The 12875-nt window shown below is 36.2% G+C and carries 6 protein-coding genes; all 6 read right to left on the reverse strand.

Translation table 11 applies throughout. The annotated features are described in order from the left end of the window. Positions 1–302: 302 nt before the first annotated feature. Entirely contained in the window at positions 303–3038 is a 2736-nt protein-coding gene (locus tag ASF10_RS22380; RefSeq protein ID WP_056254509.1) for a glycoside hydrolase family 20 zincin-like fold domain-containing protein, read from the reverse strand. Between the two features lie 165 nt (positions 3039–3203). Then, a complete protein-coding gene (locus tag ASF10_RS22385) occupies positions 3204–4100 on the reverse strand; it encodes a sugar phosphate isomerase/epimerase family protein (RefSeq protein ID WP_056254512.1) in 897 nt (298 codons plus the stop codon). A gap of 208 nt (positions 4101–4308) precedes the next feature. Further along, positions 4309–5454, reverse strand: coding sequence for a sialidase family protein (locus tag ASF10_RS22390; protein ID WP_056254515.1), 1146 nt, complete (start codon positions 5452–5454; stop codon positions 4309–4311). Between the two features lie 137 nt (positions 5455–5591). Further along, the gene (locus tag ASF10_RS22395; protein ID WP_056254518.1) at positions 5592–8351 is read right to left on the reverse strand and encodes a glycoside hydrolase family 78 protein; all 2760 of its coding nucleotides are present in this window, start codon (positions 8349–8351) and stop codon (positions 5592–5594) included. A gap of 273 nt (positions 8352–8624) precedes the next feature. After that, on the reverse strand, positions 8625–10193 hold the full coding sequence (locus ASF10_RS22400; RefSeq protein ID WP_056254522.1) for an MGH1-like glycoside hydrolase domain-containing protein: 1569 nt from the start codon (positions 10191–10193) through the stop codon (positions 8625–8627). 201 nt (positions 10194–10394) lie between these two features. Continuing rightward, positions 10395–12857 carry a glycosyl hydrolase family 95 catalytic domain-containing protein gene (locus ASF10_RS22405; protein WP_056254525.1) on the reverse strand — a complete coding sequence of 821 codons (2463 nt, stop codon included), beginning with the start codon at positions 12855–12857 and terminating at the stop codon, positions 10395–10397. Between the last annotated feature and the right edge of the window lie 18 nt (positions 12858–12875).

Here is a 12875-nt window from a genome sequence, read left to right on the forward strand (position 1 = left end):
CTTCGGTTTTGTCATTTCGACAAAGGAGAAATCTTCGCAAGTAACTCCGCACAGAATTGTGGTCAATCTTTGTCGAGTTCCTTGTGTGATCCTTCGTTCCTCAGTATGAAAAGATTCTGTTTCTATTCTCTGAGCAGACCTGACAGTCCCGAAGCCTCGGGATTAAAAACGGGTCAGTCTAAAATTACCAACGAGTTTGCGTGAGGGATGACAGTGGAGCTCTTTTTTAAGGTGATTTTTCTTCACCTTTAAAAAAAGCGGGAACGTACAGCCCGACCCGTAGGGACACGCCCAAAAAATTATTAATAAAACAACCAGTCGATTGCGCCTTTTTCTCCTGCATCGATATACCCAACATCGCGTGGCGTAATGGTTTGATTGGCGTCTATAAAACCTAAAATCAACACTCTGCCTTTGCCTAAATCCAGTTTATTCTCGCCTGGCTCAAACGTATATGTATGAATGTTTACACGTGGCAATTCTTTTAAATTCATGGCACTTGCCAAAATAACTTCGGCCTGACCGTGGGCATTTCCTGCGGCATCAGTTTCTAAACTTGGCGGAAATAAAAATCGCTTTTGGTCTGAATTAAAATAGCCTACAACCAATTTTACAGCTTTTGTATTTTTGAATTTTAAAAGTGTTCCGTTCTCATTTTGTGCCGTTTCATCGAACGTAATTCCTTTTAGGTTTTGCAATTCAGGAGCTATTTTTATAAACTCAGAAATTGGTGTTCCGTATACTTTTGTTCCGTTTTTTACGCCATAAGTTCCTTTGCTTTCGCTCAGTAAAGTTACATCTGCGGTTTGCCACGGTTTGCTTTCTTTGGTTTCTATTTTACCATCTTTGGATGATTTTAGCAATTCTAAATTTCGTTTAAAATTAACCAATTCACGCTCGTAATGCGGTAATAATTCCTTCCAGGTTTTGTTATTTCCGTCGTCTCCACCAATCGGAATTCGGCGTTGAGCGGTCTGCATACTGTTGGCATAGAAGTAAGTATCTTTTGTAAGGTTGACTAAAAGCTCGTAATATTCGATACTTTTTTCTAAATGCGGCATCGCTTTATCCAGATCCGAAATATCATTAGAATAACTGTATCGTAAAACCAATAACGCTGCTTTTACTTTCTCTGAAAAGAAATCAGCGAAAGCTTTATAAGCATGAATATCGTTTTTAAGACGCAAAAATTCTTCTTTATCTTTGGTTACTTTCGACTCTGCTTTGTCAATTGCCTCAACGGCTAATCGGCCATGTTCAGTAATTTCTGCAATAATCTGGGTTGGAAGTTCACCGGAATGCGGTTCCTTATTCCACTCTTTTTTGGCATATTCCAGAAGCAATTCACCGGCTGGTCCGCAAGATTCATGAAACCCCGGATAAACACGCCATTTTGATGGATTTACCAACTGGCTTTCGAACATTCCTAACAATAAAGTTTGACGATTTCCTTCGGTAATTCCGAAACGTCTTAGCGTTTTTGGAGCAATTTCTCCTGTTTCTTCGTAGGCTTTTAAAATGTTATTTGCCGCTTCTGAATCCGTTCCGTATTTAGCTGCTAAATCCTTATCCCAAAACTTAACTTCTTCATTTCTATCTCTTTTACTGTCCCACGCATATCTTGCCCAGGCTTTGTACCAGATCCAGTCGCGATCCATTTCAAGAATTCGATCGCCGGTTTTGGTTTTATCTGCAGAATATGGCCAGTCCCAATACGATGCCTGCGGATATAAATGTAACGCATTGGCTCCGTGCACACTATGCATTGCTTTTACCGTTTTCTGGATAAAATCAGGCGATCCGTATCTAAAAGGTTCCAGATTTGCCAGAATATGAACATTTTCTATATGAATTGATTTTAAAGCACTTAACTGTTTGTGAGTTTCTCCCCAAGGTCCGCCTGGTGTATAAGTCGTCAAAGATTCTCCGGTATATTTGCTTTCTGTGTACAGGTTTTTATATAACGGAAGCGATTTTTCCATCACCAAAGGCCCATCTGTATCATGAGAACGCAAAATAATTGGCGGTTCATCCGTTCTTCCCAACGCTTTTAAACCGTCCTGAACTCCCGGAATAATGGTTTTGGTAAACCATTCGACATCATCATCAATTGTATTTATGGCTTCTCCAAGGCAAACTAATAGCCCAACATTTGGATATTTTTCGATAAAAGCAGCAATAGATTTTCTCGTATAATCTGAAAGTAAAGGCGTAATTGGGCGCGAACGATCTTGTGTTTTAATGTTATAATGTTCTGCAAAAGGCTTGGAAACAATGATATTATAAAACATCTGAATCACCCAGATTCCTCTCTTGTTGGCTTCTTCAGTCAGGAATTTATAGATTTCCTCGTTCTTTTTAAAATCTGCTTCGCTTACTTCTAAGGCAAATGGATAATCTTTTAGTTTAACCAAAGATGCAAACGGATGTCCGTTCCATAAATACAAAGAATTCATTCTGTTTTCTACCAACATATCCAAGTACTTCGTCCATAGTTTTTTATCATAAAACCAAGGAAAAGTTTCCGGCGTATACGGATATTCGTAAACATCTCTTCCCGAAAGATAAGTCGTTTTTTGCATTCCGATACACGCGCCTCTTAAAACCATTTCAGGACTGTCTTCTATATTTATTTCTGCCGGAATTTGTCCTGAACTTTTAATGCGATCTGCCAATTCCATTGCGCCATATAAAGCTCCGGAAGCATCAGTTCCTTCGATATAAATAATGTTTTTTTGAGTACGAATTTGAAAACCTTCTTTTTTAGTCAGTTTACTATCGTCTATTTTAGCCGATTTTGAATTCTGTTTCCAGAAATCAGTTCTTTTTTCACCAATAACAATTACTTTGTCTTTTGAGTTTGACTTTACTATTTTATTTGAAGAAGTTACTTTAAAACCTTTTTCTGATAACGTTTCCGATAATTTTTCGGCTCCAAATGTTGCTCTCGGCGATTTTATATCACTAACAATTGTGATATTTTGCGCTGTAGCGAAAGTGGTGTAGAAACCTAAAAAAAGTAAAGTAAAATATTTCATTGTATTGTTATTTTATTCTTGAAACCTATCCTGCTTAGTTTGTCATTTCGACGAAGGAGAAATCCTCGCAAGTAACTCCGTAATCAAATAACTAATCTTTGTCGATCTGGCAACGAAGATTTCTCCTTCGTCGAAATGACAAAAATGAGAGTCATTAGATTAGTATTAATTCTGAAAAATCTTTTTTAAATAAGCCACATTTGCGCCATAATTAGCCTTTACATTATGAACCTGAGTCACATCTCTGGAACGTTCTACAATTAGCCAACCGCTCCATTTCATTTCGTCCAGCGTTTGTTTAATTTTTGGCATATCGATCGCAGTATCGTTTTCTAACCAAACTTTATCAGTGTTCGAAGCGTGAATTTGACCTAAATGTTTTTTGCCTAATATTTTTAATTCTGATACAATATCTCTTCCGTTATCAACCGCGTTTGCAAAATTGAAGGAACTTTTAATGTATTTTGAATCAATTTCTTCCAGTAATTTTTTCTCTTCGGTAGCATTTAATGAAGTTTCAATTGCAATAACGCCACCAATTTTACCTACTTGTTTTCCCGCCCATTTTAATCTTTCGATAACTACCGGACGTAATTCAGGATTTTTAACCAAATCACTTTCTGTACCTAACGGAAGATAAGCGACTTTTACCTTCATTTCTTTCATTGCTTTCACACAATCTTCAATCATTGGCGCAATAGTTTCTCGTTTGGCAAAAGACTGCGCATAAAATCCGGACATCGCAATCGAACTTATTCCCACATTCAACTCTTTCGATTTATCAAGGAATTTTTGTCTTTCTACTGGATCGCCTAATTTACTATCAAAAGTTGGTCTGTTTCCTAAACCTCCCATATCAAGTTCGATTCCGTCAGCTTTAATTTCAGCGGCTAAACCAAAAGCACCTAATTTTTGTCTTTTTAAAATCATCCAGTCGCAAACCGCAACTTTGTATTGTTGTTTTTTATTAGAAGATTGAGCTGTTACACAACTATTAAATGCTCCTGCAAAAACAACCATAAAAAGTATAGCTGCTAATTTTATAAAACTCTTTTTGATCATTGTTATATTTTTTTAACCACGAATTACTCGAATTGCACTAATTTTTTTTCTAAATTTTATTTCAATTTCTCTAATTATTTTGCCACAGATTAAACGATTAGCAGAGATTAATTTTTATACTGGCAAAATCCTTTTAATCTGTAGCAAAAAAATAAATTCTCGCAAGTACATTAGTGTAAATTCGTGAAATTCGTGGCAAACTTTTTCTTTACTCTTCCTCAGCTTTTACAGCCGTTACAACTTTATTTTCATCGCCCGGCCAGATTCCGTTTTTAATTGGAAGTGCTTTTAATTTACTTGGATCGATTTTTACATATTTCAGTTTTTCCCTTCTCCATGTATAAACGATATGAACCATTCCGTCAGAACTCTGAATCATCGACGGATAAGAATATTGGCTTATTTTTGAATCTTCTAAAACCAAAGCTGCATTCCAATTGATTCCGTCTTTAGAAACCGAAACATTCAGTGGTGTTCTTGGTCCTTTTGCCTCTGTTCCCGGAGGAAGAACATGATTATAAACCAATAAATGTCTTCCGTCTTTTAGAGTTACGGCATCAGTTCCTGAATTATTATTGGGTAAACCAATTAATGACAAATCCGACCATGTTTTTCCGTTGTCTTTAGAAAATGTGCTAAAAATGGCTCTGTTTCTGGTTCTTCCAATCGCCTGAATACTGCCATCTTTATGGAATAAAATACTGGGCTGAATGGCATTTATTTTTTGTTTGCCTCTTGGCAGCGTATCGCCCATAACCCAGGTTTTTCCAAAATCAGGCGTACTTTCCATGCGAAGTCTCCAGCCGTCGCCTTCAATACTTGACGGACATAATAAAGTTCCGTTGCTTAATAAAACAGGTTTATTTTTGATTGGTCCTAAGAAACCATCAGGCATTTTTTTTGCCTCAGACCACGTTTTTCCGTTATCAGATGAAGTTCTGATTACGCCCCACCATTCAGATGGTTTGGGTCCTATTTTGTAGAAAAGCATTAAATCTCCACCCGGAATTTGATATAAAACCGGATTCCATGTTGGTAATCTTGGTCCTTCTTTCATCACACCATCAGCTACTTTAATCCCTTCAGTCCATTTATCACTTCCTTTTGGTTTAATGCTAACATAAATACAAACATCAGGATGTCTTTCGTGTGTTCCTCCAAACCAAGACGAAACTAAATCTCCATTTGTTGCCTCGACAATTGTAACAGCGTGGCAAGACGGATATGGTGCTTTATCATAAATAAACTCATCGACCAAAATCCCTTCTTTCCAGGTTTTATTTTGTAAAGTAGGTTTACAACTTCCTAAAAATAAAAGACCAAGCAAAACAAATGTTAACTTTATTACCTTCATTCTAAATTTTATTTTGAATTAAAATTTTTGATTTTAAATGCATTCCTAATAATTTTTAACGCAAAATTATTTATTAAGTGTAAAAATAACACTAAAAAATTAAAGATGTATCCTGTACTGTCCCGAATTTTTTAAAATTAACGTTTAACGCTTACTGCATAAGAACCTGACGATAAAGTCAAAACAATTTTGTTGTTTTCAATTTTAAAAGCTGAATCTGTTTTATCCAATTTTTTATCATTCAAAACAATATTTGAAGCATTTATAGTTGGTAAATAAACGATTGCCGAAGAATTTGGCGGAATAGTAATATTCCACTGCAAATTGCTTTTAGTTTTTTTCCAGTTGCTTATTATGGTTCCGTAATTTGATTCATATGAAGCATTTACAAAAGACAATCCTGTTTCAAAATCTGGTTTCATGATAATTTGTTTGAAACCCGGAGCTTCAGGATTACTCTTGATTCCGGCAATATTTTCATAATACCAAATCAATAAATCGCCTAATAACATGACATGATTTTGCGAATTCATTTTAGGATCAGCCGTGTTTCCGTTCCATAATTCCCAAATGGTTGTGGCTCCATTTTTTGCCATATAACCCCAACTTGGATACGTGTCGTTTGATGCCAGTTTGTAACTCAAATCCGGTCTTCCGTATTCAGATAACGTTCGCATTAAAAACTGAGTTCCAATAACGCCCGTGCTAATATGCCCTTTATACGTTACTTCGACTTCGTGCACAATATTATCAAATACTTTCGATTGAAGATTTTCAGGAACCATTCCCAATGCCAACGGAAGCAGATTTGCCGTTACAGTATTATTAGCATAATTATTTTTATCCGAATTAAAAAACTTCGCATTAAAAGCCGTTTTTATCCTTTCAGAAAGTGAATCGTAATATTTAATATCATCAGAATTGGTTCCGTTAATCGTAGCAAACTTTTTCATCTTTTGCAATAAATGATAGTAAAAAGCGCTCGCAATTAATTCTCCATTGGTTGTTCTCGCCGAGTCTTTTGAGTGAATTAATTCTAAAGATTCGGGCGGAACGCACCAATCTCCGTATTTATCTTTGGTCATTAAATCCTTAATCAAATAATTCTGTTCCATATAAACCACCCATTTTTTCATGGACGGATAATGTTTTTCAATTACTTTTTTATCGCCAAATTGCTGATATAACATATCTGCCACCGTAATATATGTTCCCGGCCAAGTTACATTATCACCATAATAACGCCAAAATGCAGGCGCAACATCAGGAATTCCGCCATCTGCCGTTTGTGCATTTTTAATATCATCCAGCCATTTTGCATATAAAGTTTGATTGTCGAATAAAAAACTTTCGCCATAAGCTCCGGTTGTTCTGTCTCCCATCCAGGGCTGACGCTCATTTCGCTGTGGACAATCAATTGGCATTCCTTTATAATTTCCTCGAATTCCCCAATAAGCATTTTTAAAAATCTGGTTCATTGTTACATCCGAAGATTCAAAAGTTCCCGTTGTTTTGATATTATCGTAAACCACTTTTCCAACAAAATCATCCAAAGTTGGTTTTGCCGGAAATCCTGAAACTTCTACAAAACGAAATCCGTGAAATATAAATCTGGGCTCCCAAATTTCTTCGCCTTCGCCTTTTAAAGTATAAACATCTGTTGTTCTGGCGTCACGTAAATTTTCGATATATAAAGAACCATCTGATTGCAAAGATTCAGCAAATTTCAACGTGATTTTGTCGCCGCTTTTACCTTTTGTTTTTAATTGTAACCAACCCACCATATTTTGACCCATATCAAGAATATAAGTTCCTTTGGGAGTTTGTTTGATCAAAATGGGTTTTACCTCGCCCATTATTTTCATGTTTGGCGTCATTTGAGCTTCATAAAAACCGCCTGGTTCCTGAACATATTCTGCCGCAAACCATTTTTTATCATCAAAATTGGTCGTGTTCCAGTTTTTTATTTCCTTGCGCGCATCGTATTCTTCTCCGTCGTATTCATTGTTGGATAAAATGGGTCCGTTTGTGGTAACTTTCCAGCTATCATCGGTTCTGATAATTTCTTTACTTCCGTCTGTATATTCTACAAACAGTTGCAAAGCCATTTTCGGGTAACCAAAAGTTTTGATTTTATATGGTTTATAATCCTGACGCATCGTAAAAAAACGTCCGTTTCCTAAAATAGTTCCCAACGCGTTTTTGCCTTCTTTTAATTGAGAAGTCACATCAAAAACATTGTATTTTACATTCTTGGTATAATCCGTAGGAACAGGCGCCAAAACCTGATCGCCAATTTTATTTCCGTTAATATATAATTCATAAAGTCCTAATCCCATGATATAAACTTTGGCATTTTTGACTTGCTTTTTCAGGTTGATTTCTTTGCGAAAATATCGTGCCGACAATTTAGAATATTGCGAAATACTATCCCCAATAGAAGCTTTTTCATAACCAATCCATCGTGTTGATTTCCAATCAGCATAATTCATAATTCCCATACTAAAATGAGCTGAATTTGTCGATTGAATTTCGCCTTTATTCGTCCAAATAATTACTTTCCAAAACGCATTTTGACGGTTTTCTAATCTTTTTCCTTTATAAATAATATTTACAGATGCGTCACTTTCAGTTTTTCCACTATCCCATAAATCCGTTTTCTTTGAGTTTAAATTCTCTAAAGTCGAAGCCACAATAATTTGATATGCCGTTTGTTTTACATCATTCATATCTGCTTTTATTTGCCAGCTTAATCTTGGTTGACCTACATCAATTCCTTCCGGATTGTTCAGCATTTCGCATTGCAAATTTGTAACACTGATTTTATTTTGGCTTTTCGCCGAAATTGAAATCAATGTTATAATAATGAAGGTAAGATGTAAAAAAAACTTTTTCATAATTTTATTTTAAGCGTATTATATGATATGCTGATGAATTAATTGCCCACGGATTGTACAGATTGAACTGGTTTACACAGATTTTTTTTTTTTTTTTTTGTCATCCTGAGCGAAGTCGAAGGACACACAAGAAACTCTATAATCAAAATCGCCAATCTTTGTCTATCTGCATGTTGTCCTTCGACTTCGCTCAGGATGACAAACCAAACAATAAAGTTAAAAATATACCCGCGTTAATCAGCTAAATCCGTAAGATCCGTGGGCTTAATATCTCTACTCAGAAACTAACTTCTCCAACTTCTCAGAAACCGCAATTTCCTTTCCGTTTTTAAAGATCCTGAAACCTTTTCCTTTATGATATTTTTCTCCGGTTTTATCCCAGACAATCGTAATAATATTGCCGTGATACAAAACATTATCCAGACAAAACCAATCCCATTTGTCTTGCGGAATCAACGGATTTACTTCTATTTTTTCGTCAGCTCTTGGGCGTAAACCTACTAAACCTGTAATCATTAAATCATTAAAAGTCGAGTGATTATAATATCGGCTGCGTTCTTTGTCGCCCATTAACCAATATCCCGTAGTTTCGTCCAGATATTCTCCCACATACGGTTTTCCTCTGTAATATTGCGATTGCACGTACAAATCCATTTGTTTGAAATAATCTGTTTTTCCAACAAAATTCTGATTGTAATTATTCAATACATTCGCCAAAGCCGTTAAAGTCTGCGAACTTGCAAAAGGCCAAATCGCGCCGTCCCATTCACAAGTTCCCGTTCCGTGAGTTCTAAAACGCGGACTTCTGCGTTCTGCGGTTGTTAATCCAAACGGCGCCGAAAACCCTTTTTCATCCTTAATTTGTTCCCAGGCTTTTTCAAAACCTTTGTCTTTTTGCGGTAAATTAAAATACCACGGAATAAATCCAATCGCTTCCCGAACTTGCGCCAAAGTATCTTTTTCTGTAAACGTTTCAAAAAATTCACTTTTAGAATTCCACAGCTTTGTTTCTACTAATTTTTGCAAAGTATTTGCTTTTGCTTCAAAATAATTTTCCTGATTTGCATCGCCTTTTAGTTTCGAAATTTTTGCCAAAGCTGTCGCATTTCCAAACATATAACTATTAATTGTTGGTCGCGCATTTCTAAATTTTCTGGCACCGCTCAACGATTCTTCCATTCCATCCTTTACATCTAACTGCCAGAACAAGCCATCTTTACGTTTTCTGTCGCCTTCCCAAGCTGCATATTCCGCGACCAAATCCGGATACATATCCAGCAAAAATTTATCGTCTTTATTGACCAAATAGCGATTGTACAAAGCGTCAGCCGTCCAACTGCTAAAAGTTCTCAGCTTTTTCATTGGCTTGCCGTCATTTCCTCTAAACCATAAATGAACGTCCTGCTCAATATATTGCGGATCATGAACCCATCTAAATTCATTGATATGATGCCCCAAAGCACAACTAATCATATTGTATTTATCTGCATATGAACGATCTACCAAAAACTCTGTAATCGCAAATCCCTGAGGTGTTTTTTTAATATGTTTTCTGGCGCTCCACCATCTAAAATAATAAATCTCCTCAAAATTCTGCTGCGGACATTCAAACAACGGAATATTTTTTTCCATCCAACTCCACGCAGAATCATTCGGAATAGCAAATTTTAAATTCTCATCTTCCATCGTATTGAAATAATCAACATAATGTTTGAAGTTTTTTTCTTTTAAAATAACCGATTTTCCCTGATTTGAAATATTTGCACCTGATTTGCAACCGCTGTTTATGCAAGCGATTATTATCGAAAGTGTTATTATTCTATGTTTGAAATGTTGTAACATCTTTAATTTATTTATTATTTTTCGAACAGTTTTGTCATCCTGAGGAATGAAGGATTACAAATAATATGCACCTGTTTTTCAACGGATTAAAATCCGTTGCTACAATATAAATCATTCCTCCGGAATTTTATCAAGAGTTCCGGAGAAACGGCTCGTATTGTAGGGATGGATTTCAATCCATCTTTCGCGATCAGCGTCGTTTTAATTTCCATAAAAATTATACGTTTGCCCAGCTTTCATTTCAATGTCATATTCATTATACTTTGGCAATACCATTTTCTTTAGATTTGCTTTATTTGATATAATTGGTTTTTTCACTTCAACATCATAAAACAAAGGATTTATATTTTTTGCTTTTGCCTTTTTCATTGAAATTCCTTTATCTGCTTTTAAGATATTTTCTACTTTCAATCTGCAGTTTCCTCCTAGTTTTGAGTAAATTTTCAAAGTCGAAATTTTATTATTTTTCCAACTCATATCAATTATAAAACCACCTCTTGCAACCAAACCTTTTATACTTCCGTCTTTCCAAACACTTGGTAAAGCGGGTAATAAATGAATCGCGTCTTCCTGACTTTGCATCAGCATTTCGGCAATTCCGGCTGTACAACCAAAGTTTCCATCAATTTGAAATGGTTGATGTGCATCGAGCATATTCGGATATGTTCCGCCACCTTTTCTTTGTTCTGCCGTAACCAAATGCAATTGGTCCTGCAATAATTTATAAGCATGATCTCCGTCCAGTAATCTTGCCCATAAATTGACTTTCCAACCCATCGACCAGCCTGTAGATTCATCGCCTCTGTAAGTTAAAGAGTTTTTGGCTGCTTCAAACAATTCAGGAGTTTTTATTGGTGAAATCTGATTACTGGGAAACAAGCCATACAAATGCGAAACGTGTCTGTGTTTGTCTTCCGGATTATCCCAATCGTCTTGCCATTCCTGCAACTGACTGTGTTTTCCTACTTTCATTGGAGGCATTTTTGCCAAAGCTTCACTTATTTTTTTGATGTAAATTTCATCTGGTGAAACAATTTTTGAAGCTTTAATTACATTCGTAAAAAGATCAAAAACCAGTTGATTGTCCATCGTAGTTCCTGATGCAATTGTCGCTTTTCCGGTTCCTCCTGCATGTGTGTTTTCAGGAGAACTTGAAGGAACTATAACCAAATAACCCGTATTTGGATCGATAACCATAAAATCCAAAAAGAAATCAGCAGCGCCTCTCATCACCGGATAAATCTCTTTCAAGTAATTTTTATCACCCGTATATAAATATCTTTCCCATAAATCCTGACTTACCCAGGCTCCTCCCGTAGGCCACATTCCCGATGCTGCATAATCTACCGGAGCTGTTACGCGCCAGATATCTGTGTTATGATGTAAAACCCAGCCGTTTGCATTGTACATCATTTTGGCTGTTTCTGCTCCTGTAACACTTAATTCTTTTGCCATTTGAATAAAAGGCTCGTGCATTTCTGAAAGATTGGTTACTTCTGCCGGCCAATAATTCATCTCGGCATTTATGTTTGTGGTGTATTTACTGTCCCAAGGCGGTAAAACCATATCATTCCAGATTCCTTGTAAATTAGCCGGTTGTCCGCCAGGTTGCGAACTCGAAATTAGAAGATATCTGCCAAATTGAAAATACAAACTCGCCAATTGCGGATCAAACTGTTTAGAGAAATCCCTGATTCTTTCGTTTGTTGGTTTCTTTGTTAATTCATTTGTTCCTAAATCAAATGAAACTCTGTTGAAAAACTTCTGGTAATATTCTACATGAGCTTTTTTGATCGTTGCAAAATCTTTTGTTTCGGCTTTAGCCAAATATCCTTTGCTTTTTGCAATTTCATCATCGCTAACATCCTGATAATTCTTAAAATTCGTAGCGATAGAAATATAAAGTGTTACTTCATCAGCTTTATTAATGCTTATGATTCCGTTGCTTGCAGAAACTTCTCCGCCATTATTTTTAGCCGTTAATCTTCCCTGGAATTTGATTTTCCCTTTCTGATTTTCAAAATTGCTTCCAATTCCAGAAAGTAGAATTTGATTTCCTTCCGTTCCTGAAACGGTTTTATCAAGCGGACTATTCATAAAAACATTACACGTTATTTGTCCCGGTTTGTTTGCCGAAAGTTTTACCACAATAACCTGATCTGAAAATGAGGTCAAAATTTCTCTTGTAAATTCGACTCCGTTTACCGTGTATTTTACTTTTGCCGTGGCATTTGCAATATCTAAATCTCTGTAATAATTGGTATATTTTTGATGTCCCGGAAACGAAATATAAACGCTTCCAAAAGTTTGGTACGGCATTCCGTCATTCGTTTGCGACATAATATCCTGCGTTGCCAATTCCTGCGCTTCATCAAATTTGCCATCAAAAATTAATTGCCGAACAATTGGTAAAGCTTTCAATGACTTTGTATGTGCATTGCTGTTTGGAGAACCTGCCCAAATTGTTTCTTCGTTCAATTGCAAACGTTCCACCGCCGGATCACCAAAAACCATCGCACCCAAACGTCCGTTACCCAAAGGCAAAGCTTCGTTCCAGATTGCGGCTGGTTTATCGTACCAAAGTTTTAGGTCATTGTTTTGTGCAGTTGCTGTAAATGAAAAAAGTCCAATACAAATCGTCGTAATTTTAATTTTTAATCTCATGCTTATATTTTTTTTTCG

Source organism: Flavobacterium sp. Leaf82, assembly GCF_001422725.1.
GTDB lineage: Bacteria > Bacteroidota > Bacteroidia > Flavobacteriales > Flavobacteriaceae > Flavobacterium.

Excerpts from the sequence above, each read along its gene's own strand:
- ASF10_RS22380 (WP_056254509.1), bottom strand. The coding sequence starts at position 3,038 with ATGAAATATTTTACTTTACTTTTTTTAGGTTTCTACACCACTTTCGCT.
- ASF10_RS22385 (WP_056254512.1), bottom strand. The coding sequence starts at position 4,100 with ATGATCAAAAAGAGTTTTATAAAATTAGCAGCTATACTTTTTATGGTT.
- ASF10_RS22390 (WP_056254515.1), bottom strand. The coding sequence starts at position 5,454 with ATGAAGGTAATAAAGTTAACATTTGTTTTGCTTGGTCTTTTATTTTTA.
- ASF10_RS22395 (WP_056254518.1), bottom strand. The coding sequence starts at position 8,351 with ATGAAAAAGTTTTTTTTACATCTTACCTTCATTATTATAACATTGATT.
- ASF10_RS22400 (WP_056254522.1), bottom strand. The coding sequence starts at position 10,193 with ATGTTACAACATTTCAAACATAGAATAATAACACTTTCGATAATAATC.
- ASF10_RS22405 (WP_056254525.1), bottom strand. The coding sequence starts at position 12,857 with ATGAGATTAAAAATTAAAATTACGACGATTTGTATTGGACTTTTTTCA.